Annotated in this window: 14 protein-coding genes, 2 tRNA genes and 1 pseudogene; 10 read left to right on the top strand and 7 right to left on the bottom strand. The window is 70.9% G+C overall.

Annotated features, from left to right (window positions below):
• Positions 1 to 216 precede the first annotated feature (216 nt).
• On the bottom strand, positions 217 to 1,428 hold the full coding sequence (locus AORI_RS65140; protein WP_016335164.1) for a PucR family transcriptional regulator: 1,212 nt from the start codon (positions 1,426 to 1,428) through the stop codon (positions 217 to 219).
• A 314-nt stretch (positions 1,429 to 1,742) separates the two neighbouring features.
• Between AORI_RS65140 and AORI_RS65135 the strand changes: the two genes are divergently transcribed.
• Positions 1,743 to 2,939 (top strand): PucR family transcriptional regulator, encoded by a 1,197-nt coding sequence (locus tag AORI_RS65135; protein WP_016335163.1) that lies wholly within the window; start codon positions 1,743 to 1,745, stop codon positions 2,937 to 2,939.
• A gap of 252 nt (positions 2,940 to 3,191) precedes the next feature.
• On the opposite strand, the gene AORI_RS65130 is transcribed toward AORI_RS65135, so the two are convergent.
• Both AORI_RS65130 and AORI_RS65125 read right to left on the bottom strand, forming a co-directional pair.
• Positions 3,192 to 4,409: a lipase family protein gene (locus AORI_RS65130; RefSeq protein ID WP_016335162.1), complete on the bottom strand. Its 1,218-nt coding sequence runs from the start codon at positions 4,407 to 4,409 to the stop codon at positions 3,192 to 3,194.
• Between the two features lie 183 nt (positions 4,410 to 4,592).
• Positions 4,593 to 5,165: a hypothetical protein gene (locus AORI_RS65125; RefSeq protein WP_016335161.1), complete on the bottom strand. Its 573-nt coding sequence runs from the start codon at positions 5,163 to 5,165 to the stop codon at positions 4,593 to 4,595.
• On the opposite strand from AORI_RS65125, the gene AORI_RS83475 reads away from it, so the two are divergent.
• The 8 genes and pseudogenes from AORI_RS83475 (at position 5,131) to AORI_RS65090 (ending at position 14,477) form a co-directional block, all read left to right on the top strand.
• On the top strand, positions 5,131 to 5,403 hold the full coding sequence (locus AORI_RS83475) for a hypothetical protein (RefSeq protein WP_123798505.1): 273 nt from the start codon (positions 5,131 to 5,133) through the stop codon (positions 5,401 to 5,403). The two genes, AORI_RS65125 and AORI_RS83475, sit on opposite strands and share 35 nt — an antisense overlap.
• 249 nt (positions 5,404 to 5,652) lie before the next feature.
• Positions 5,653 to 6,885: a DUF6801 domain-containing protein gene (locus tag AORI_RS65120; protein ID WP_016335160.1), complete on the top strand. Its 1,233-nt coding sequence runs from the start codon at positions 5,653 to 5,655 to the stop codon at positions 6,883 to 6,885.
• Between the two features lie 63 nt (positions 6,886 to 6,948).
• A complete protein-coding gene (locus AORI_RS65115; RefSeq protein ID WP_043848197.1) occupies positions 6,949 to 8,070 on the top strand; it encodes a DUF6801 domain-containing protein in 1,122 nt (373 codons plus the stop codon).
• A gap of 145 nt (positions 8,071 to 8,215) precedes the next feature.
• Positions 8,216 to 10,425 (top strand): annotated as a pseudogene (locus AORI_RS82250) (heavy metal translocating P-type ATPase).
• 49 nt (positions 10,426 to 10,474) lie between these two features.
• On the top strand, positions 10,475 to 12,358 hold the full coding sequence (locus tag AORI_RS65105) for a serine/threonine-protein kinase (RefSeq protein ID WP_016335156.1): 1,884 nt from the start codon (positions 10,475 to 10,477) through the stop codon (positions 12,356 to 12,358).
• 9 nt (positions 12,359 to 12,367) lie between these two features.
• Positions 12,368 to 14,212: a serine/threonine-protein kinase gene (locus AORI_RS65100; RefSeq protein WP_016335155.1), complete on the top strand. Its 1,845-nt coding sequence runs from the start codon at positions 12,368 to 12,370 to the stop codon at positions 14,210 to 14,212.
• Between the two features lie 79 nt (positions 14,213 to 14,291).
• Positions 14,292 to 14,366, top strand: a tRNA-Val gene (locus AORI_RS65095).
• A 36-nt stretch (positions 14,367 to 14,402) separates the two neighbouring features.
• A tRNA-Val gene (locus AORI_RS65090) sits at positions 14,403 to 14,477 on the top strand.
• Positions 14,478 to 14,634: 157 nt separating this feature from the next.
• On the opposite strand, the gene AORI_RS65085 is transcribed toward AORI_RS65090, so the two are convergent.
• The gene (locus AORI_RS65085; RefSeq protein WP_016335154.1) at positions 14,635 to 15,219 is read right to left on the bottom strand and encodes a TetR/AcrR family transcriptional regulator; all 585 of its coding nucleotides are present in this window, start codon (positions 15,217 to 15,219) and stop codon (positions 14,635 to 14,637) included.
• 88 nt (positions 15,220 to 15,307) lie between these two features.
• On the opposite strand from AORI_RS65085, the gene AORI_RS65080 reads away from it, so the two are divergent.
• Positions 15,308 to 15,727, top strand: coding sequence for a VOC family protein (locus AORI_RS65080; RefSeq protein ID WP_016335153.1), 420 nt, complete (start codon positions 15,308 to 15,310; stop codon positions 15,725 to 15,727).
• Here AORI_RS65080 and AORI_RS65075 read toward each other — a convergent pair.
• From AORI_RS65075 to AORI_RS65065, 3 genes are read right to left on the bottom strand one after another with little or no spacing between them, the layout of a single operon-like run.
• Positions 15,702 to 17,192, bottom strand: coding sequence for an MFS transporter (locus AORI_RS65075; RefSeq protein ID WP_016335152.1), 1,491 nt, complete (start codon positions 17,190 to 17,192; stop codon positions 15,702 to 15,704). The two genes, AORI_RS65080 and AORI_RS65075, sit on opposite strands and share 26 nt — an antisense overlap.
• Complete coding sequence (locus AORI_RS65070) at positions 17,189 to 21,385, bottom strand: type I polyketide synthase (RefSeq protein ID WP_016335151.1); 4,197 nt, start codon at positions 21,383 to 21,385, stop codon at positions 17,189 to 17,191. The genes AORI_RS65075 and AORI_RS65070 overlap by 4 nt, the downstream gene beginning before the upstream one ends.
• The gene (locus AORI_RS65065; RefSeq protein ID WP_016335150.1) at positions 21,382 to 23,118 is read right to left on the bottom strand and encodes a fatty acyl-AMP ligase; all 1,737 of its coding nucleotides are present in this window, start codon (positions 23,116 to 23,118) and stop codon (positions 21,382 to 21,384) included. Before AORI_RS65065 ends, AORI_RS65070 begins: the two co-directional genes overlap by 4 nt.
• Positions 23,119 to 23,149: the final 31 nt, after the last annotated feature.

Here is a 23,149-nt window from a genome sequence, read left to right as displayed (position 1 = left end):
GATGCCAAAAGCGGGGACGACGGGCTATTGCGCATCGACATTTTCCCACCGTCCCGGTATTCAGGAAAGCGTCGGTAAACACCCGTCACCACGGGAGAAACGCAATGGCCTGCCGGGCGGACTTCCACGTCGACCAGCCGAGGGCGAAGCACGCCCGCCGCGGCCTCCGCTGGGTGCTCCCCACCGTGCGGCCACCGGAACGGCGAGTGCGGCGCATCAGGTCCCTTCGTCGCGCCGGTGAGCGCGCATGAGGCGCTGCGCGCGCAGGGCGAGCTGCATGTTCAACCGGTCGTCGGCGTCCCTGAGGCGGTCGCCGAACAGGTCCTCCAGCTGACGGAGACGGTTCCGCACGGTCTGCGGGTGCACGCCGAGCCGTTGTGCGATCTCCGGCGCCCCGCCACGGGTTTCCAGCCACGCCAACAGGGTTTCGCTGAGCCGCTCCTGCTGCTTCTCGCTCAGCGAGGTGAACGGGTCGAGGCTCTGCTTGGCGAGTTCGGCGCCGAGGAAGTCTTCGGCGAGCAGCCACAGCGTGGCGAGGTGGTCCCGGCACCAGATGATCGGGCCGGGCGCGTCCTCGCCGGTCAACAGGAGCGCGCGGCGGGCGGTGCGGAGGGCGGCCGGGGCGTCGGTGAGCGGCACGACGGGGGACACGGCCACCCGCCAGCCGTCCAGCGCGTCCTTCAACGGGGCGAGGTCGGTGTCGGGGTCCGCGGTGAGCAGGTACGGCTCCGCGCTGTCGAGGTCGGCCAGCACGGTGTCGTCCAGGAGATGTTCCGGGAAGGCGGGAGCGCCCGCGGCGCGCTGGAGGGCGACCATCGCGGCGGCGCTCGGAACCCGCCAGCCCGCGCCGTCGGCCAGGCTGGCGATACTGCACGCCGAGCCGTCCGGTGCCTGGGCGATCAGCTCCAGCAGACGTCGCCGCCGGAGTGGGATCGCGCCGGCGGCCCTGGCTTCCGCCTGCTGGTAGCCCTCGATCGTCGTGGCGCACAGCTCGTCGACGTAGACGAAGACGGACTCCGCCGCGAGCGCGATGACGTCGAGACCGACGCCGAGCCCGCGCACGATGGGCCGCATCGCCCGCCATGCCGCCCGCGCGCCGACGGTCACGCTGTCGTGCAACGGTTCCAGGCTCCGGCCCTCGGCGAACTCCATCCGCCCGCGCATGCGGTAGAAGTCGATCCAGCGGTCGTGGGGGAGGTCCGGATCGCCGATGCAGTCGACGTAATGCCGCACCGCCCGCTCGCACGAGACGACCAGGACGCGGCCGAAGACACCGCGCAACGGCTGCGAATACGCGGTGACCGATCGCTGAACCTGCTTGACCATGGCGGCCGCGGCGTGCCCGGTATACGGACGCAGTTCTTCGCCGAGCGAACGCGGCAACGTCGCCAGCATGCCGAAACCGCGGTACTCGACCACCAAGACCACCCTTTGATTTTCTTCGAACCGGGGAGAAAAACATGAATCCGTTTGCATGACCGCGTCGGATCGACGGGAACGGTGCGGGGCCGTTTGTACTGGATCGGCGGACGGCCTGTACCCCGAATGTGACGTTGAATTTGCAACGGAAAGTCGCGGGGCTCACCGAGGTGACAACGGACGGGCGTTTCGGTGTGACGTCTTTTGACACGGATGTGTCGACGGTTCTACGCTCCGTGCATTCGAGTGCGCCGGTGGCGCGCGGACGAAAGGGAATTGGTGCCCGTAATCGTCGGCCTACTTCTCAACGGGGGATCGCACACGTGAGCTGGCAGCCCGTCGGCGCCCTCTGGGCACGCCTGCCGAGGGAACTCGGCGACGCCGTCCGCCCGCGGATCCCGGCGATCGCCCGGCACTGCGTCGAAGGCGTGATGTCCGAGATCGGTGAATGCGCCGAGGTGTTCAGTGACGGCGAGGCCCGCGCGGCGGCCGTCGAGCTGACCAGGCGCAGTATCGAACGCGCCATCGACCGGGTCGGCGTCCCCGAACTGCTGCAGAACGACCTCCTGGTCGATTTCCGCGCGCAGGGGCGGATCGCGTTCCATCAAGGCCTCAGCCGGGAAGCCGCGCAGGCGGCGTTCAGGGTCTCGAGCCGGGTGCTGTGGCGGTCGATCGCTTCGATCGGCCGTCAGCTCCAGCTGCCGGGTGACGTCCTCTACGGCGCGGCCGAGTGCCTCTTCGGCGACGTCGTCGAGGTGACGATGGCGCTGGCGGACGGCTACAACGCCGCACAGGCGGAGGCGACCGGTCCCGCGGAGCAGCGGGCGCGGTTGTTCCGGCTGCTGGCCGGCGGCACCGGGTACAGCCAGGCCGACGCCGGCGCGCTCGCCGTCGCCATCGGCTGGCGGATCCCGGAGCGGATCACGGCGGTCGTCTTCACCGCGTCACCCGGAGCGCCCCCGTTCCCGGCCGGGCTGCTGCCCTCGGCGGTTCCCGTCGATCTCGTCTCCGACCTGCCCGGTGCGCTGGTGGCCTGCCCCGAAGCCGATCTGAGTGGTCTGCGGGAGCTGCCGTCCGGCTGGTCGGCGACGGTCGGGGTGTCCGTCCCGACCGCGCAGGCCGCCGAGTCGTACCGCATCGCGCGCCGCGCGTCCGAGCTCGCTCAGCGGGGCATGATCACCCCGGTCGGCCCGGTGCTGTGGTGCGAGGAGCACATCACCACGCTGCTGTTGCTCGCCGACGAGTTCCTCCTCGACCGGCTGGCGGGCGAGGCGCTGGAACCGTTGTCGGGGCTGGCGCCGCGTCAGCACGACGAGCTGTCCGCGACCCTGCTCACCCAGGTGCAGACGCGGGGGAGCGCACCCGAGATCGCCCGGCAGCTCGCGGTGCACCCGCAGACGGTGCGGGCGCGGCTGCGGCGGCTTTCCGAGCTGTTCGGCGAGCGGCTGGACGATCCGGATCAGCGGCTGCGGATCGAGCTGGCGTTGCGCGCGGAACGTCTGCGGCCCGCCGACGTGTGACTCACCTTGTCCACAAAGGACGGATAGGTCGCGTGACCGCATGGCCGGCACGTGTGATCAGACGGACGACACGCGTGTCCAGACGGACGACACGGGACCGGCTCCGGCTGCGCGTGTGGCGTCCGTCCAGTCACGCGTGTCGTCCGTCTGATCACGTGCGCCGTCCCGCCGAACACGCGCAATCGCCGAAGCGCACGGGGTCGTGAGTGGCGATTCGGGTTCTAAGCCGAATCGCCACTCACGACCCGCGTGTCAGGCGCAGTTCGACGTCGCCGGAGCGCCCGCGACCCGGTCCTTGAGGAAGGCGAGCACGTCGGCGTTCCCGGTGTAGACCGCCGTGATGTGGTCGGTCTCGAAGGTCTTCCAGGTCGTCTTGACCCCGGCGGTGCAGTAGGCCTTGTGCAACGCGTCGGCCTGGGCGAACTGCACGAGCTGGTCCTGGGTGGCGTGGTAGAGGAACACCGGGACCTTGGGGGGAGTGCCGCCGAGCTTGTTCTCGTTGAGGCGTTTCACCCATTCCGGACGAACGTACCCGGCGCTGGTCGTGTAGTCGGCGATCTTGTTGTTCGCGTAGGTGGTGAGCAGCTCGAACGTGCACGCGCTCTTCTGCATCTCCGCGAGCTTCACGCGGCCGTTGTCGCTGAGGAACGAGTCCAGTTTCAGTTCGGGATAGGCGTTGTCCAGGCCGATCAGGGCGTAGGCGAAGACACCGAAACCGAACTTCCCGTCGAGCTGCAGGGTGACCTGGACGAGGTCGGCGGGCACACCGCCGGCGGCGACGCCGACGAGGTTCAGCTCCGGCGCGTAGGCGGGCTGGAGTTCCGCGGCCCAGGCGGCCGCCCCGCCGCCCTGCGAGTACCCGCGGAAGAGCACCTTGGCGTCGGTAGACAGTTTCGCCTCCGGCAGACGTTGCGCGGCGCGGACGGCGTCGATCACCGCCGGGCCTTCCGAACGCCCGACCACGTAGGTCGTCTTCGGATCCTGGCGATAGCCCTCGTAGTCGGTGAGGGCGACGGCGTACCCGGCGTCGAGCGCGTCGTCGAGACCGGACTGTTCGTAGAACGCGCCGATGTCGATCATCTTCGACGGCGTGCAGGTGAACGCGGGACCGTGCGTACCGGCGGCGAACGAGACGATCGGCGCCTTCGCCGGGTCCACGTTCTTCGGCACCAGCACGGTCCCGGTCACCGCGTCCGGCTGCCCGAGCGCGTTCGTCGACAGGTACATGACCTGCCACGCGTTGACGGAATCCTTACGCGGACCGGCTTTCGAGACACGCGAGCGGATGATGTCACCCGGTTTGCCCGCCGGGAGCGGGGAAGGCGGGGTGTAGAACGAGTCGTCGGACGCCGCCGGGACGGCGGAGCTCGCCGGGCTTCCGGTCAGCACGGTCAGGAGACCGGCGGACAGGACGATCGCCAGCGCGACGGCGAGCGCCCGGCGGGACGGACGGGGGAACGGGGTCGGCACGGCCGGGCCTCCAGGGCGGATGGGGTGGCGGTGTCGCGAAAGCCACTTTCAGGACATCAGGTGCTCGGGTGGCAGTGGCGAAGGCTCCTTTCGTCGCATCAGATGCGGTGAAGGGAGCCTTCAGCCCACGCATGTGTCCCGAAAGTGGCTTTCGTGACACCGTTCGGACTTCGTGGTCGGGGATCAGGCGTTGCCGCCGTAGACCTGGCGGCAGGTCGTGGACTCGGTGAAGGCGAGATCCAGTTCCGGATTGGTGCGCAGGTGCTTGATCGGGCCTTCCGGCTCGCTCAGCCCGCTCATCGTGCTGTCCGCGTCCGCGACGACCTTCTGCAGACTCGCCTGGTCGGTGACCTTCGCGTCCTGCATCCGGGTCAGGGTGGCGGACACCTTCGACTTGGTCTCGCCGAGTGTGGTGGTCGCCTTGTCCACGGCGGACTGTCCATCCGGGACCGGCGGCACGCCGGCGTTGCGGATCCCGCCCGCCATGTCGTCGAGCGCGGCGGACAGCGAGTTCAGGAAGCTCACCATGGCGGTCTTCGTCGCCTGCGGGTTGCCGGGATCGAACGCGGGCGGCTGGGACAGCTTCGCCGAGCCCGTCGCGACGCCCGAGCACACCTTGTCCACCCACGCGAGCGCGGCCGGGTCGGCGTGCCTGCCCGCGTCGGCGGGGTCGTCCGGCCCGCAGGCGGTCAGCAGGACCGACGCGGCGGTCACGGAGACGGTGGCGAACGCGATTCGCGCTGCCGTGCGGCGCATTCTTTTCATGGTTTCCCCGTCGAATTCGGCGAAAGAGGGCCTGCCCCGGCGCGACGAGCGGGATTCCGCGATGGTCGGCGGCGACCGGCTTGCTGAACCGCGAGGTTACTCACGAAAGAATCCGGCAGGCAAGGCGGGCGGCGGCCGGAAAAGGCGGATTGGCATGCGCGAGATAGTTTTCCGGGGTGCGATTGTCACCCTCGTCAGCGGTTCCATGAGCGGCTTGATCCGGCTCTGAACTGGGAAAACCCATGTGCCGCTACTAGGAACACTCCCGTCGCACCGTGTCAGCGTGACAATTTACCGATGGCGCGTCAACTTTTCCGGGGAAGCACTTGATAGCGGTGCGGACGCGTCGTTAGTTTACTGTTCGGTTGCGATCCGTCAGACATCGTCGCTACCCGGAGAATTCTCCCGGGCCGATATTCATTGCTCTGGGGAATTGTACGCCGTTTCGTATCATCGTTGATACCACGGAAGGACGATCGTGAGTCACCGTAGAGGAACCAAGAAGGCGGTCGCCGCCGCCGCTGCCGGTGCCGTGGGGCTTGCCACCGCGGTACTCGTGGTCGGGGCACAGTCCAGTGTCGCCGATCCGATCTCGCTCCCGCTCAACTATCACTGCAACCTGCCGCTCGTGGGGTCGCAGTCGCTCAAGGTGGTCATCAACACCGATCTCCCGCTGTCGGTCAAGACCGGTCAGCCGACCGGCACGTTCGACATCAAGGCCGTCTCCACGATCAACGCGGACACGGTCAGCGGGCTCAACCTGATCGGTGCGACCACGCTGGAAGGCCAGGCCATCGCGGCGGCGACCGTGGCGGCGCCGGGACTCAACCTCCCGGTCAAGGTCCCGAACGACATCGCCAAGCAGAACATCCCCACCTCGGGCGAGATGACGGTCAACGCGGCGGGCAAGACGCCTTCGCTGACCTTCAACCAGCCCGGCGAGGCGAAGATCACCGTGGGTGACATTCAGCTGAAGGTCACCCCGCGCAAGGCCGACGGTTCGGTCACCGGCATCACGCCGGACGGCACGATCGACGCGCCGTGCACGCAGGATCCCGGCCAGAACAACACCCTGGCCACGATCAAGATCGGTGACGGTGGTGGCGGCACGACCACGCCGACCACGCCCACCACTCCGACCACGCCCACCACCCCCACGACGCCGACCACGCCGACGACTCCGCCCACCTCCACCCCCGGTGGCGGCGGAATCAAGTACGCGTTCGGCATCAAGGGACAGACCGCGCTGAAGTCGCTCGGCAGCACGGCCGCGATCAACGGTGGGTTCGACGCGGACGTGGACCTCGCGTCGAAGACGTTCACCGGTGACCTGAAGCTCGACCCGTCGTCCACCCAGTTCAAGCTGTTCGGGTTCATCGACGGGCGTTCGGAGATCAAGGTCGAACAGGTCGGCAAGCAGACCGGCGAGCTCGTCGGCACCGGGTTCAAGGCGCACATCAAGTTCAACGTGTTCCTGCCGAGCGTGCAGATCTTCGGGATCCCCATCAGCACCGACCCGAAGTGCGGCACGGTCAGCCCGTCCACCAGCGAGATGACCACGGGTCCGGACTTCGACCTGCTCAAGGGCGGGAAGCTCACCGGCACCTACTCGCTGTCCGCGCTGCAGAACTGCGGTCAGCTGAACGACTGGGTCAGCGCGTTCGCCAAGAGCGACGGCAACACGCTGGACCTGAACCTCACCAAGAAGTAAGTCAGCAGCCGGTCCCCGTCGCCTCCCGCGACGGGGACCGGTGCCGTTTTCGGGAAGGCGACCATGCCCCTTCGTGCCAACGTCCGAATGCTGCTCGCGGCGGGCCTTGTCGTGCTGATCACCGCCGGCTGCCTGCTGTTCGTCGCCGTCCGCAGCGCGGCGGCCGGTACGCCGGTCGACAAGAAGCTGTCGTTCACCTGCCCGTTCCCGCTGATCGGGTTGCAGAAGCTCGACGTGAACATCAAGGCCGACTTCGAGGTGCCGACGGCGCCCGGCGGTACGCTCACCACCTCCGGGCTGACCATCACCGTGACCGTGCCGGACAAGGCGGCCCGCGGCCTGAACCTCGTCGGCGCCACCACCATCGAAGGCACCGCCGCCGCGGGTGTGACACTGGTCAACGGCGACGCGAATCCGCTCCCCGTGCGCCTCCCGCTCAATGTCGCGAAGACCGATCTCCCGCCGTCCGGCACGTTCGCCACGGTGGCGACCGGCTCGGTCCCCACCATCACGCTGGCGAAACCGGGCAAGACGACACTCACCGTCGGCGACTTCACCACCCGGCTCACCCCGAAGAAGGCCGACGGTTCCTTCACCGGGCTCGGCTCGTTCACCTCGGACTGCACGCTCGACTCCGGCCAGGACCCGGTCCTGCTTTCCTTCGAACTCGGTGAGAAACCCGCGGGACACCGGTACGCGGTCGCCGGGAAGACCGGCGTCAAAGCACTGAGCGCCGTGGCGCCGCTCGCCGGCACCTTCGACCTGAGCCCCACCGCGGCCACCGTGTTCAGCGGCGGCCCGGTGTTCGACAAGGCGCACGCCGACTTCCGGCTCTTCGGCTTCCTGCCGGGCTCGGCCGATCTGGAGTTCGTCGCCGACGGACCGCAGGGAGGCGACCTCGCCGGGACCGGTTTCGTCGCGCGGTCCCGGTTCACCACCGTCCTCCCGCTCGTCACGCTCGTCGGCATGCCGGTCAGCACCGGGCCGTCCTGCCGGACGTCGGCCCCGTCAACGGCGGAATTGCGTACCGGTGAGGGCTTCACCATGGCGAAAGGCGGCGCGCTCGCCGGCACCTACTCGCTCGCGCCGCTGACCGGCTGTGGCGCGTTCACCTCGTACGTGAGCACCCTCTTCCAGGGAGACGGCAACACCTTCGAACTCGCACTGACCCCACGCCAGGCCTGACTTGGGACACCTGTTTCACCACCATCGCAGTAGTCGGCCCGGCGGCGGGTCCGGTTCCCGCCGCCGGTAATCTGCCTCGCGACACCACCAGGGACACCTGTTCCACCACCGAGGAACCATCGGTGAAACCTGGGAGTGCCACGAAATGACGATTTCCGCGCCGGAGGCCACCGTCCGCACGGTGGAGCTGACCGTGTCGGGGATGACCTGCGCCGCCTGTTCGGCGCGGGTGGAACGCGCGCTGAACAAGCTCGACGGGGTGCGCGCGTCGGTGAACTACGCGACCGAGCGGGCCACCGTGCAGGTCCCCGGAACGCTGGCCGACGACGTGCTCATCGAGCGGGTCCGCAAATCCGGTTACCCGGCGGAGATCCGCGGCGACGAGGATCCGGACACCGGTTTCGCGCGGGTCCGGGATCTCCGCCGGCGGCTGGTCGTCGCCGCGCTGCTGGCGATCCCGCTCGGGAACCTCTCGATCACGCTCGCCCTGGTGCCGCGGCTGCGGTTCCCGGCTGGGAACTGCTGTGCCTCGCGTTGGCCGTGCCCGTCGTCTTCTGGTCCGCGCTGCCGTTCCATCGCGCCACGCTGCGGAACCTTCGTCATCGATCGTCCAGTATGGACACCCTGGTCTCGCTGGGTGTGCTTTCGTCGTTCGCGTGGTCGGCTTGGTCCGCCTTCGCCGGCGGCACCGAACCCGGCTACTGGATCGGCTTCGGCCCGACGGCGGCCGGTGCCGACGCCATCTATCTCGACGTGGCCGCCGGGGTGACCACCTTCCTGCTGGCCGGGCGGTACTTCGAGAGCCGGTCCCGGCGCAGCGCCGCCGGACTGCTCGCCGCGCTGGACGCCTTGGCCGCCAAGGACGTCCGGGTGCTGCGGGACGGAGCCGAGCGGATGGTCCCGATCGGCGAACTGGCCGTCGGCGACCTGTTCGTGGTCAAGCCGGGGGAGTCCATCGCCGCCGACGGCGTCGTCCACAGCGGACTGTCCACTGTGGATGTCAGCGCGGTGACCGGTGAACCCGTGCCCGCGGAGGTCTCCACCGGGGATCGGGTCATCGGTGCTTCGGTGAACCGGGACGGCAGGCTCGTCGTCCGCGCGACCGCGGTCGGCACGCATACCCAGCTGGCCCAGATGACCGCGCTCGCGGAACGCGCGCAGGCCCGCAAGGCCGCGGTGCAACGTCTGGTCGACCGGATCTGCGCGGTGTTCGTCCCCGCCGTGCTCGGCGTGGCCGCGCTGACGCTCGCGGTCTGGCTGCTCGGCGGGGCACCCGCGCGCGAAGGGTTCGCGGCGGCCGTCGCCGTCCTCATCATCGCCTGCCCGTGCGCGCTCGGGCTCGCGACGCCGACCGCGCTGATGGCCGGGGTCGGCCGCGGCGCCCAGCTCGGCATCCTCATCAAGGGGCCGGACGCGCTCGAGGCGAGCCGCACGGTGGACACCGTCGTACTGGACAAGACCGGCACCGTCACCACCGGGAAGATGACCGTCACCGCGTGCCGCCCCGCCGACGGGTTCACCACCGGCGAGCTGCTGCGGTTCGCCGCGGCCGTGGAGGTCGGTTCGGAGCACGCCATCGCGGCGGCCGTGGTGACCGCGGCGCGGGCCGAACTGCCGGACCTGCCCCCGGTCGAACGCTTCGCCGCGCTGCCCGGGCTCGGCGCGCAGGGCGAGGTCGAGGGGCACGACGTCCTCGTCGGCAACGCGCGGTTGTTCGCCGATCGAGGGATCCCCTGTGACTCCGCGGCGGCGGACGGCGCGACGGCGATCCTCGTCGCGGTGGACGGCCGGGTCGCCGGGCACCTGGAAGTCCGGGACGTCGTGAAGCCGTCGGCACCGGCCGCCGTCGAGGCCCTGCACGCGCTCGGCCTGCGGACCGTGCTCCTGACCGGTGACAACGAAGCCGCCGCGCGTGTGGTCGCGGAGGAGATCGGCGTCTCCGACGTGCGCGCCGGGGTGCTGCCGGCGGAGAAGGCCGCGGTCATCGAGGAACTGCGGGCCGGGGGAGCGCGGGTCGCGATGGTCGGCGACGGGATCAACGACGGTCCGGCGCTGGCCACCGCGGATCTCGGCATGGCGATGGCGCGGGGCAGCGACATCGCGGTCCGCTCCGCCGACATGGTGCTGGTCCGCGAAGACCTGCGCGTGGTCCCCGACGCCATCCGGCTCGCCGACCGCACGCTGCGGATCATCCGGGGGAACTTGGCCTGGGCGTTCGGCTACAACGTCGCCGCGATCCCGCTGGCCGCGCTCGGCCTGCTGAACCCGCTGATCGCCGGGGCGGCGATGTCGCTGTCCTCGGTGCTCGTCGTGTCCAACAGCCTCCGGCTCAAGGACTTCCGACGCGCCGCGTGACACTTCCGGGTGGTTTTGTACCATCGCCCCTCGGAACAAGGGGGTCTTCGTGAAGCCGTTGAACACCGGCGAACCCACCGGCGTGGGGCGCTACCGGGTGTTCGCCGCGCTCGGCGAGGGCGGGATGGGCCGGGTGCTGCTCGGGACCTCCTCCGACGGCCGCCTGGTCGCGATCAAGCAGGTCCATCCCGGTTTCGCGCAGGACCCCGGCTTCCGCGAGCGATTCCGCCGCGAGGTCGAAACCTCCCGCCTGGTGTCCGGCGCGTACACCGCGCCGGTCATGGACGCCGACCCGAACGCGCCGACGCCGTGGCTGGCCTCGGTGTTCGTGCCGGGACCGGCGCTGTCCGAGGCCGTCGCCGCCGGCGGTCCGCTGCCTCCGGTGGCGGTCCGACATCTCGCCGCCGGGCTCGCGTTGGCGCTCGGCGACATCCACCGGGCCGGGCTGATCCACCGCGACCTGAAGCCGAGCAACGTCATCCTCACCGGTGACGGCCCCCGGGTGATCGACTTCGGCATCGCCCGCGCCGTCGGAGGCGACTCCGAACTCACGCACACCGGCGCCGTCATCGGTTCGCCCGGGTTCATGTCGCCGGAACAGGCCGAGGGCAAGCCGCTGACCCCGGCGAGCGACATGTTCTCGTTCGGCGCGCTGCTGGTGATGGCCGCGACCGGAGCGAATCCCTTCACCGGGACCTCCACTCCGCACACCTTGTACAACGTCGTGCACGTCCACCCCGACCTGCGGCATCTGGCGCCCGAAATCCGGCAGATCGTCGAACCGTGCCTGGCGAAGAACCCGGCGGACCGGCCGTCCCCGGCGTGGGTGCTGGAGCGGCTGGGCCCGATCCCGCCGATGGCCGGCCCGTGGCCGCCGGTGGTGTCCCACCTCATCGCCACGCAACAGGCCGAGGTCCAGCGGCTGCTGAACCCGCCACCGCCGAAGCGATCCCGGCGTGGCCTTTACGCGGGGCTCGCCGCGGGCGCCGTCGTGCTGCTCGTCGGTGGCGTCGTCGCGGCGGTCTCCCTGAGCGGCGACGATCCGCCGCCGGCGGCCGTCGCGCCGAGTTCGCCGCCGCAACCGGACGAGCCGATCCCCACTCCGGTCAACCGGGACCCGCTCGGCCCGGACAACCTGCGCCGGGTCGACCTGTGCAAGGTCCTGAAAGGCCGCGACGTGCCCGGGTTCGGCAAGCTGAGCACCAAGATCGACATGCAGTTCGACTCGTGCACGTACTCTTCGCCCGCGGGCAAGTGGCTGGAGCTCGCCGTCGGCGGCGACCTGGTCGAAGGCGAAGCGGGCGGCGAGCTGGAAGGGCTTCCGTTGCGGATCAAGGGATCCGACGACGCGTGCGCGGTCGCCGTCCCGGTCTCCGGCCTGCCGAACACGAAGCTCACCGTCGACGTCAACTCGATGTCCACAAAGGACGCCGCGTGTTCGGTGGTGAAGGCCGCGCTCGCCGACGCGGTGAAGCGGATCCGGGCAGGCGGCCAGGAACGCGAGCTCCCCGCCGGGACCCTGGCGCCGCTGGACCCGTGTGCGCTGGTCGGCCCCGTGACGACGGACCGGCTGATCGGGCCGGTCGTCGAAACGATCCGCGAACATCTGCACCAATGCCGGTACGACGCGGCGGGCAATGTCCGGCTGAGCCTCGTGCGGGCGTATCCGCCGTCCCAGTCGAAGGACTCGTACTACACGGAGACGGCCACCCTCGATCTCGGCGGCGCCAAGGTGTACCTGGCGAAGAAGGACGACGGCGTCGCCCGTTCCACCTGTTCGCTGACGTGGCAGCATCGGTCCGTCAGCGACCGAGACGGCGAGAACGTCGAGCTCACGGTCGGGACCAGTGGTACGAAGATGACCGCCGACGAAGCCTGCGAGAAGGCCAAGGCCTTCGCCGGGGTGCTGCTGCAGAAACTTCCGAAACCCTAGGGCTGGTCAGTGAAACCGTTGAATCCCGGCGAACCCCGGCAGATCGGCCCGTACCGAATCATCGCCGAACTCGGCGAAGGCGGGATGGGCCGCGTCGTGCTCGGCCTCGCCCCGGACGGCAGGCTCGTCGCGGTCAAACAGCTGCACGCCCAGTTCGCGCACGACCCGCGCTTCCGTGAGCGGTTCCGGCGCGAGGTCGCCACGTCGCGGCTGGTCTCCGGCGCGTACACGGCCGCGGTCATGGACGCCGACGCGGAAGCGGAAACGCCGTGGCTCGCGTCGGTCTTCGTCACGGGACCGTCGTTGAAGGAGGCCGTGGACGCGGCCGGGCCGCTGCCCGTCGAGTCGGTGCGGCTGCTGGCGTCCGGGCTCGCCGCGGCGCTGACCGAGATCCACCGTGCCGGGCTGATCCACCGGGACCTCAAACCCAGCAACATCATCCTGACGAGTGACGGCCCGAGGGTGATCGACTTCGGCATCGCGCGGGTGGCGGAGGAGGCGCAGGACCTCACCGGGACGGGCGCGATCATCGGCTCGCCCGCGTTCATGTCCCCGGAACAGGCGGGCAGCGGGCAGATCACCGGCGCGAGCGACGTGTTCTCCCTCGGCGCGATCCTGGTCATGGCCGCGACCGGCCGCGGCCCGTTCACCGGCCCGACCGCGCCGCAGACGCTGTATAACGTCGTGCACGCCGCGGCGGATTTCAGCGCGGTCCCGGACGAGATCCGGCGGGTCGCCGAACCCTGTCTGGCCAAGGACCCGGCGCGGCGGCCGACTCCGGAACAGATCCTGGACTTCCTCGGCCCCGTGCCGCCAGGTATGGCGCCCTGGCCGCCCGCCGTGCACGCCCGGATCCGGCAGCAGGACACCGAAGTGCGCTCGGTGCTGGCCCTGCCGCTGCCGATCTGGCGGCCGCCGCCCAAGAAGATGGCGCCGCGGACGAAGAAGATCCTGTTCGGTTCGCTCGCCGCGGTCGTCCTGCTCGTCGTCGCCGGGATGGTCGCGCTCGGCCTCGCCATCGCCGAGCACGCCAAACCCGAGAGTCCCGGGGTCACCTCGCTGTCGGCGAACGATGCGCTCGCCGCGGAACGCTTGCGGCTGGTGGATCCGTGCAAGGTGCTCGCCGGGCGGTTCGTGCAGGAATTCGGCACCCTGAAGCCGGAAACCGGCCCGATCTACCCGGCTCGCTGCAGGTACACCGGGCTCAAGGGCGTCAGCTTCGAACTCCGGCTCGGCGAAGGGGTGAGCACCAGCAGCGTCGAACGGACGGACCGCACGGCCGAAGGATTGCCGTTGCTGCGCAGCACGATCAGCGGCGGCTGCGATTCGGTCGCGCAACTGCCGGCGGATCGGCGGCTCGGCGTCGTCGTGTCCCATCCGGGGCGGGAAGGCGATCCCTGCAAGGCCGCCGACGACATGCTGAGCGCCGCGCTCACCCGGCTGCGCACGCACGAGGTCGACCGTACGGGTGATCCGGCGAGCATCCTGCCGCTCGACCCGTGCACGGTCGGCGACCCCGCGGTGCTCGGCAAGGCCATGCCCAACGCGCAGCCCGCGCCGCGGACGCTGCGGATCTGCGAGTGGGTGGGCGGCGGGGACACGCTGACCGTCGAGCTGCAGCGAGGCGCCTACGCGCCGGAGGGATCGCCGGTCGACCTCGGCAGCGGTGTCACCGGTGACATGCGGGAGTTCGGTGGTTCGAACTGCGCCGTCACCTGGCAGCATCGGCCGCTGCCGGACCGCGAGGTCGAACATGTCGCCGTCCGTCTCCTGGCGCGCGAAGGGAGCGGAAGCCCTTGCGACCGGGCGAAGGAGATCGCGGGCTCGATCGCCTCAAGGCTGCCGAGACCTTGAGCTTCGCGGATAGGGAACCCCCTGTGAGGCCTCGGAAACGGGGTCCGCTAAGCTATCGCCAGTACGAACGAAACACCACGCGCGTTTAGCTCAGCGGGAGAGCGCTTCCCTGACACGGAAGAGGTCACTGGTTCAATCCCAGTATCGCGCACCAGGTTCACTTCCTCCGGTGGACCGAAGTTCGTACCACGGGCGATTAGCTCAGGGGGAGAGCGCTTCGTTCACACCGAAGAGGTCACTGGTTCGATCCCAGTATCGCCCACCACCGAAAAGGCCCCACCCGACACCGGGTGGGGCCTTTTCGTGTTGTGCCTGAACACGTGACTCGCGTGATTGAAGCCGTAACTCGCGTGATTGGACGCCGAACTCGGTGATGCGGCCCCAATCACGCGAGATGCGTCTCCAATCACGCGTGTTCGGCTTTAGCGGAGCGCTTCGATCATCGGTGTCAGGGTGTCCATGGTCGCGGCGAGGTCGGCCTTCGGGTCGGGGGAGTGGGCGAGCCAGACGGCGGCCTCGTTCATCGCGCCGGAAAGCAGGCGTACCAACGGTTCGACGGGCCGCTTCGCCAGGACGCCCTCGGTCATCAGGTCGGTCAGGGCTTCGGCGAGGTGCCGGGCGGAGGACTCCGCGTCCAGTTCGCGCCAGTCCTGCCAGCCGACGACGGACGGACCGTCCAGCAGCATGATCTGCTGGGTCTCCGGATCGGTCGCGGCGGCGAGGAACGCGCGGCAGCCGGCGAGCAGTCCGGCCCACGCGTCCGGCGCGGCGTCCGCGGCCCGCGCGATCTGCTCGCCGACGTCGTGCTGCACGACGCCGAGCACGTGCCGGAACAGCTCCGCCTTGCTGCTGAAGTGGTGGTAGAGCGCGCCTTTGCTCACGCCCGCGGTCTGCGCGATGGTCTCCAGGCCGACCTTGCCGTACCCGTGCTCGGCGAACAGCCGCCGGGCGGTGGCGGTCAACGCCTCCATCGTCTCTTCGCGCTGCTGCTGTTTCGTGCGGGCCATACCCGGATCTTGACATACCGACCGTCGGTTGGCTAACTTCGAAAAAACAAACCGACGGTCGGTATTGTTAGCGAGACAAGGCGGAATCATGCGTCTGACCAGCTTCTATCCCGTTCTCATGACCGAGAAGATCGCCGAGACACGAGACTTCTACCGCGATCACTTCGGCTTCGAGCTCACCTTCGAGGCCGACTGGTACGTCAGCCTCAAACGCGGCGAGTGGGAGCTCGCGATCCTCGCCCCGGGGCACGACACCATTCCCGGTGGCGCGGGCAAACCCGTGCAGGGACTATTGCTGAACTTCGAGGTCGAAGACGTCGACGCCGAGCACCGGCGGCTGGTCGAAGACGCCGGGCTGCCCGAGGCGCTTTCCCTGCGCAGCGAGGAGTTCGGGCAGCGGCACTTCATCGTCGCCGACCCCAACGGCGTCCTGATCGACGTGATCCAGGAGATCCCGCCGACCGGGGAGTTCGCCGGGCAGTTCACCGACGAGGCACGCCCGAGCTGACGAGCACGGCCACCAGGAACAGTCCACAAGCGACCGCCGCCGACACCTGAAGCCCCGTGGTGCAGGCGGCCCTCGCGGCGTCGAGCAATTCGTCGGCTAAAGGCGACGTGAGGCCTGAGGCGGCCGCCTCCGCCTGAGCCGGCCCCGAAAGAGCGAGCGCTCGCGCCGGTTCCGGCACGCCCGCCGGGACGGCCAGGTGTCCCGCGTACACGGCGGCGGCCAGGGAACCGAACACCGTCGTCCCGAAGCCGGCACCGAGTTCGTAGCCGGTCTTCTCGACCGCCGCGGCACCGCCCGCCTGGTCCGCCGACGTCGCCGAAAGCAGGGTGTCGGTGCTCGAAGTGAGCGCGAGCGCCATTCCCAGGCCCAGCCCGGTCAGCCCGGCACCCAGCAGCACCGGCGATGTCAGGGCCGCCGAACCCGCCGCCGGGACCAGCAACGAGACGGCCGCCACCGCGAACCCGGCCGTGCGGACCGGGGCGTTGCCGAAACGGCCCAGCAGCGAGGGCGTCACCACACTGCCGACGGCCGACGCGCCCAGCACGAGGAGCAGCCGGCCCGCCGCCGCCGTGGGCGAGAGCCCGAGCACCACCTGCAGGTATTGGGCGAACAGCAGCCCGAGCCCGACGAGCGTGCTCATCACCAGCAACACCCCGCCGACCGCGGCCCGCACTCCCGGTCGCCGGAACAGGGCGAGGTCCAGCAGCGGCGGGTCGGTCCGGCGCTGGCGGCGCAGGAACAGTCCGATGAGGACACATCCGGTCATGCCCGAGGCGACGGCCGTGGTCCAGGCGCCCGGATGCCCGACGGCGAATGCGATCCCGAGCACGCCGCCCGCCGCGAGCGCCGCACTGACCGCGTCCCACGGCCGCCGCCCGGGCGGATTCCGGGGAAGCCAGCGCAGCGCCAGGACGATCGCCGCCAGGATCACCGGCGGGTTCAGCAGGAACGTGGCCCGCCAGCCCCACACCTCGACGAGCACACCGCCGAGGATCGGCCCGAACACCGAGCCGGTGCCCGCGATCCCGCTGCATACCGCGATCGCCGTGCGGCGACGCCGCTGATCCGGGAACAGTTCGCGGAGCAGCGACATCGTCACCGGCATGATCATCGCTCCGCCGCAGCCGAGCAGCGCGCGGCAGCCCAGCAGCACCGGCACGTTCGGCGCGAACGCGCAGCCGAGCGACGCGATCCCGAACACGACGTACCCGGCGACCAGTACGCGCCGCCGCCCGTACCGGTCGCCGAGGGTGCCGAACGGCAGCAGCAGCGGCGCGGCGGTCAACGGGTAGATCGCCACGATCCACACCTGAGCCGCCGCGCCCGGGCGCAGCTGCCGGACCAGGTCGGGCAACGCGACATGCAGCACGGTCGCGTCGACCGCCACGAGGAAGAGCCCGGCGCCGAGTACCGCCAAAAGCGGCCAGGCGCGGTCGACCGCTCGCTCGGCCCGGGCCGTGGTCACAGGAGTCCCGTCAGATGCCTCGCCACGACATCGACGTGGGGCGGGTCGACCACCGACAGGTGATGCGCCTCGACCGGCACGATCTCCAGGTCCGGGCACAGTTCCGCCCAGCCGGCCGCGAGATCCGTGCGCGAATACCGGGGTTCCATGGCCAGCCCGGCCGCGTACTGCTCGGTCGCCCGGTAGAGCACGACCCGCCCGTCGTAGCGGCGGGGCGTACCGCGTTCGGCCGCCAGCGTGTCCAAAAAGGACTGACGCTGGTGCCGGAGCACACCGGGGCTGAGCAAGCCCGCTTCGGCGACCCGCCGCATGGTCAGCTCGATCTGCTCCTCTTCGGGCAGCGGTGCGAGCTCCTCGTGGCCGAGGCGCACTTCACGGCCGTAGGTCCCTTCGACGTATCCGGTGAAGCGCAGGAACCGCCGCGCCGATGACGCCCGCGGATCGAGGTCCGGCTCCGGAAGCGGGAGCATCGTGTCGATCAGCGCGACGAACTCGACCTCCTCGCCTTCTTCGGCGAGCCGCGCGGCGACGCCGTACGCCAGCGCCCCGCCGAACGACCAGCCCGCCAGCCGGTACGGCCGGTCTCGACGTTGTTCCCGCACCAACGGCAGCAACTGTTCGACCCGCTCTTCGATGCTGACACCGGGAACGCGTTCGAACCCGACGCACGGCACACCGGCGGGCAGCCGCTCCAGCAGCGGCCGGTACACCGTGCAGGTGCTGCCGCCGGGGTGGAACAGCAGCAGCGGCGCGACTCCGGCCTCACCGGGCACGAGGACGTGCACCGGCCCTCGCTCTTCCCGCGTGTCGAGAACCGTTCGGGCGACGTCGGCGATGGCCGCGAGCGTGTCGTGCCGACGGAGTTCGGCGGCGTCGACAGCCATGGCGAGTTCGGTGCCGAGCCCCTTGGCGAGCAGCTCGGCCAGCCGGTCGGGTGCGGCCGTCTCGGTCAGCCGCACGTGCGTGCCTGCCGCTTCGGTGCCGGTGTGTTCCTGCCACAGGCGCAGCACCAGCCGGTCCGCCGCGTCCCAGGCGCGACCGCGCGACGGCAACGGTTCCTCGTTCTCGCGGGGCGCGAGATCGCGGCTGAGATCGGCGAGCGTGGCGCCCCGGAGCACGGCGGCCGAGTCGGGTTCGGTGCCGAACTCCCGGCGGACGGCCTCGCGGATCCGGTTCGCCATCAGGGAATCCAGTCCGAGCTCCACCAGCGGGACGTGGGCGTCGAGGCGGTCGGGGCGCAGCCCCATGACGGCGGCGACGATCTCGGTGAGCCGGTCGCCTCCGCCGCTCCGCACGGGTTCGGGCTCGGGGGTGCGGGCCGCGAACGACGGTGCTTCCTCAGCGGAGGTGTACCAGTGCCGTTCGTGCCGCCACGGCATCGGCGGGACGTCGACCAGCCGGGCCCCGTCGTCCGGATCGGCGGTGGTGATCCGGGTGCCCGCGCAGTACAGCTCGGCCGCGGCGGCGCCCAGCGCGCGGACCTCGTCCTGGCCCCGGCGCAAGGTCCCGGTGACGAGCGCGTCGCCGATCCCCTCGGCTTCGAGCGTCCTCGCCACCGAACCCCGCAGGATCGGATGCGGCGACACTTCGAGGAAGACGCGGTGCCCGTCCGCGGCGGCGGCCGCCACGGCCTGCCGGAACCGCACCGGACGACGCAGATGCGTGGCCCAGTACCCGGCGTCGAAGTCCGGCAGCTCCCGCGGATCGGCCAGAACCGTGTCGTACCAAGGAACCGTGGGACGACGGCCGCCCAGTTCGACGAGCGCCTCTCGCAGCGCGGGCAGCACCGGGTCGACGCGGGCGGAGTGGCCGGCGACCTCGACCGGCAGCCGACGCGCCCGCAGGCCGGCGGCTTCGAGTTCCGCGACCAGGAGGTCGAGCACGGTCGCGTCCCCGGCCACGGTCAGCTGCCCCGGCGCGGATTCGACGGCGAGTTCGATGTCCGGGTACAGGTCCAGCTCTTCCGGCGCGAGTTCGACCGCCGCCATCGCGCCGCCGGGTCCGATGGTGCCCAGGAGCCGGGCCCGGGTCGCCACCAGGTGGACGGCCTCGTCGGGGGTGAGCACGCCGCTCACCACGGCGGCCGCCGCGGAGCCGAGGGAGTGCCCGACGACGGCCGCTGGCCGGACGCCGAGCGCCTCCCACTGGGCGGCGAGCGCGATCTGGATCCCGAAGATGGCCGTCTGGGTTTCAGGCAGGGACAAGGGATCCCCGCTGGTGAGCAGGGCGCGCAGCGAGCGGCCGGTGTGCTCGGTGAACAGGTCGTGGAGCTTGTCGACCTGTGCGGCGAACGCGGGTTCGGCGGCCAGCAGGCCCTGCCCCATGCCCGGCCACTGCGAGCCGTGGCCGGAGAACACGAACACCGGCCCGTCGGTGCTCCGCGCGGTGCCGGTGACCGCGCCCGCGGGCAGCGGATCGGCGTCGGAACCGACGGCGCGCAGCAGCCCGGCCAGCTCGGCCGTGTCCCCGGCGACGACGGCCGCGCGGTGCGGACCGCCGTTGTCGCGCCGGGAGAGCGTGTGGGTGACGTCGGCCAGGGACAGCGACGGTGTGGCTTCCAGCCAGTTCGCCAGCTGCGTCGCGCGTTCGGTGAGGCGGTCGTGGGTACGGGCGGACAGCAGACCGATGCGGACGTCACCGCGGTCCGGGACCGGCTCCGGCGGCGGCGCCTGTTCGAGGACGACGTGCGCGTTGGTCCCGCCGAAACCGAACGCGGACACACCCGCCGTGGCACGGCCGGACCGGCGTGGCCACGGCGTCGGCTCGGTCACCACCTTCAGGCGCAGGTCGTCGAACGGGATGTGCGGGTTGGGGGCGGTGAAGTGCAGCTGAGGCGGCAGTTCGTCCCGGGTCATCGCGAGCACGACCTTGATCAGCCCGGCGATCCCCGCGGCCGCCTCCGCGTGCGCGATGTTCGTCTTCACCGAGCCGATCAGCAGCGGTGCGTCGGCGGGACGGTCCTTGCCGAGTACCGCGCCGAGCGAGCGGGCCTCGATCGGGTCGCCCAGCAACGTGCCGGTGCCGTGCGCCTCGACGTAGTCCACAGTGGACGGATCGAGCCGGGCGCCGTGGTACGCCGTGCGCAGCATGTCCTGTTGTGCGACGGGGTTCGGTGCGGCCATGCCCTGTGAGCGCCCGTCGGAGTTGACCGCGGTGGAGCGGATCACCGCCAGCACCCGGTCCCCGTCGTATTCGGCGTCGGCCAGCCGCTTGAGCACGACGACACCGCAGCCCTCGGCGCGCGCGATGCCGTCGGCGTCCGCGGCGAACGTCTTGCATCGGCCGTTCCCGGCGAGCAGCCCCGCCGCGGCGAACGCGGCCGTCGGACCGGGCAGCAGCATGAGGTTCACCCCGCCCGCCAAGGCCAGATCCGCCTCGCCGTCACGCAGCGCGCGGACCGCGTGGTGCACCGCGACCAGCGACGAGGAGCAGGCGGTGTCCACCGCCATACTCGGCCCGCGCAGGTCGTAGACGTAGGAGAGCCGGTTGGCCGCGATGCTCCCGGCGGCGCCGGTGGCGGTCCACAGATCCACGCCGCCACCCGCCATCGTGAGATGGCCGTAGTCGTGGGTCGAGATCCCGGTGAACACACCGGTCCGGCTGCCGCGCAGGGAGGCCGGGGCGATCCCCGCGTGTTCCAGCGCGGCCCAGGCGACCTCCAGCAGCATCCGCTGTTGTGGGTCCATTGTGGACGCTTCACGCGGGGTGATGCCGAAGTGGTCCGCGTCGAAACCGGCCACGTCGTCGAGGAATCCGCCGACGATCGGGGCCGCGTCGGCGCTCCACCGGCCCGGCGGCGCGGTCCGGACGGCGTCCCGCCCGCTGCGGAGCAGCTCCCAGAACTCGTCGAGGCCGTCCGCGCCCGGCCAGCGGCAGCCGAGGCCGACGACGGCGACCGGATCGGTCCGGCGACGGTCCGTGCCCGGCTGTTCGGGTTCGGGCTCGGTCCCGCCGGTGAGCGAGCGGGCCAGGTGGTCGATGGTCGGGCTCTCCCACAGCAGGGTGGCCGGGAGCGAGGTGCCGAGCAGGTCTTCGAGATCGGCGGCGATACCGACGGCCTGGCGGGAGGACAGGCCGTAGTCGCTGAGCGGGCGGTCGGCTTCGAGCCGGGCCGCGTCGACGCCGGTGTGACCGGCGACGGTGTCCAGCAGCCAGCGGCGCAGCGTGGGGGTGTCGAACGACGGGTTTCTCATCGCACCAGGGCCTTTCCGTAATCGCCGGCGAGGTAACGGTCGCGGCAGGCGCTCCGCGCGATCTTGCCGCTGGAGGTCCGCGGGACCAGACCCGCCGGGACGAGCACGACGTCGCGCAGCGCGAGGCCGTGCGCGTCGGAAACGAGCCGCCGGACCGCCGCGGCGAGCGCACGCTCGTCCTCGGTGGTCAGCGCGCTGTGGCCGCGGTGCTCGGCGACGACGACCGCGGCTTCGGTGTCGGTGCCTTCGACGGCGAACGCGGCGACACTGCCGGGGCGGATGTCGCGGTCGGCCGAGGCCGCCGTCGCTTCGACGTCCTGTGGGTAGTGGTTGCGGCCGTCGACGATGAGCAGATCCTTGATCCGGCCCGCGATGTAGACCTCGCCGTCGTACCGGACGCCGAGGTCGCCGGTGCGCAACCAAGGGCCGGCCGGCAGGCCCGCGTGGTCGCCGGTCAGCCTCGCGCCGAAGGTTTCGGTGCTCTCCAAGGGTTTCTGCCAGTAGCCGGTGCCGACGTTGGGGCCGTGGACCCAGATCTCGCCGACCGAACCGTCCTTCAGGGCGACGCCGGTTTCGGGATCGACCAGCGCGACTCGCTGGCCCACCGGGACACCGCAGGCGACCAGCTTGAGGCCGTCCTCCGACGGCCGTGCCGTTCCGGCGCCCAGCGCCGCGCGGTCGAACGTGGTGACCCGAGGCGGAACGCCGGGGCCGGTGGTGACGAACACGGTCGCCTCGGCCAGCCCGTACGCGGGCCGGGTCTTGTCCGGGGTGTACCCGGCTTCGGCGAAGGTTTCGTGGAACCGGTCGAGCACGCCGGGGTTGATCGGCTCGGCGCCGTTGACGATCGCGGCGACCCGGTCGAGACGGAGCTTGGCGCGGTCTTCCTCGCGCACCCGGCTCGCGGCGTAGTGGAAGGCGAAGTTCGGGGCGGCGCTCCAGCTCCCGTTGTGGTCGCCGAGCAGTTCCAGCCAGCGCACCGGGCGTTCGATGAAGGCCAGCGGATCCATCAGCACCGATCGCATGCCCAGCGCCAGCGGCGTGATCAAGCCGAGTACGAGACCCATGTCGTGGAACAGCGGCAGCCACGACACCGTGGTCCCCGTCGGTGCGATCCCGAGCCCGTGCACCGCCTGGCGGACGTTGGCGAGCACGTTCTCGTGGGTCAGCACCACTCCGGCCGGGCTGCGCGTCGAGCCGGAGGTGTACTGCAGGTACGCCACGTCGTCAGGCGCCGCTGCCGGGGCGGGCCAGGCGCGGACGGGTCCGGCCTTGTCGGCCGCGACGACCGTGACGTGCTCGCCGCCGGGCAGGCCCGCCAGGAACTCACGGACCGCGTCCTCGGCCGCGGCGGTGGTGATCACCGCGGTGGGGGAGCAGTCGGTCAGTACGGCGGCGAGCCGTCCGGCGTGCCCGGGCAGCCCGGGATCGAACAGCGGCACGGCGATCGCGCCCGCGGTGATCGCGCCAAGGAAGGCGACGACGTACTCGGCGCTTTGCGGGCACAGGATCGCCACCCGGTCACCGGCCCGGACGGGCAGCGCGCCCGCGACGGCGTCGACACGGTCCTTGAGTTGTTTCCACGTCAGCGTCCGCCGTCGCCCGGCGCGATCGGTCGCGAAGTCGGTGAAGGTGACCGCCGGCCGGTCGCCGTCGGTGTCCGCCCAATGCCGGAGGCAGTCGGGAAGGGTGGGGCCGGCCGTGGCGGGCAGGTTTTCGGGGGCCAAGGACATGACGTCTCCTCGGGGTTCGGCGTTCGGCGGG

This window comes from Amycolatopsis keratiniphila (assembly GCF_000400635.2).
Lineage (GTDB): Bacteria > Actinomycetota > Actinomycetes > Mycobacteriales > Pseudonocardiaceae > Amycolatopsis > Amycolatopsis keratiniphila.
Note: the sequence above shows the minus strand (reverse complement) of the source record. Positions and strands in the feature narration are given on the sequence as shown.

Bases quoted from the DNA above. Each gene is read 5' to 3' on its own strand.
- AORI_RS65125 (WP_016335161.1), bottom strand. From the start codon at position 5,165: ATGCGCCGCACGGCAGCGCGAATCGCGTTCGCCACCGTCTCCGTGACC.
- AORI_RS65115 (WP_043848197.1), top strand. From the start codon at position 6,949: ATGCCCCTTCGTGCCAACGTCCGAATGCTGCTCGCGGCGGGCCTTGTC.
- AORI_RS65085 (WP_016335154.1), bottom strand. From the start codon at position 15,219: ATGGCCCGCACGAAACAGCAGCAGCGCGAAGAGACGATGGAGGCGTTG.
- AORI_RS65080 (WP_016335153.1), top strand. From the start codon at position 15,308: ATGCGTCTGACCAGCTTCTATCCCGTTCTCATGACCGAGAAGATCGCC.
- AORI_RS65070 (WP_016335151.1), bottom strand. From the start codon at position 21,385: ATGAGAAACCCGTCGTTCGACACCCCCACGCTGCGCCGCTGGCTGCTG.
- AORI_RS65065 (WP_016335150.1), bottom strand. From the start codon at position 23,118: ATGTCCTTGGCCCCCGAAAACCTGCCCGCCACGGCCGGCCCCACCCTT.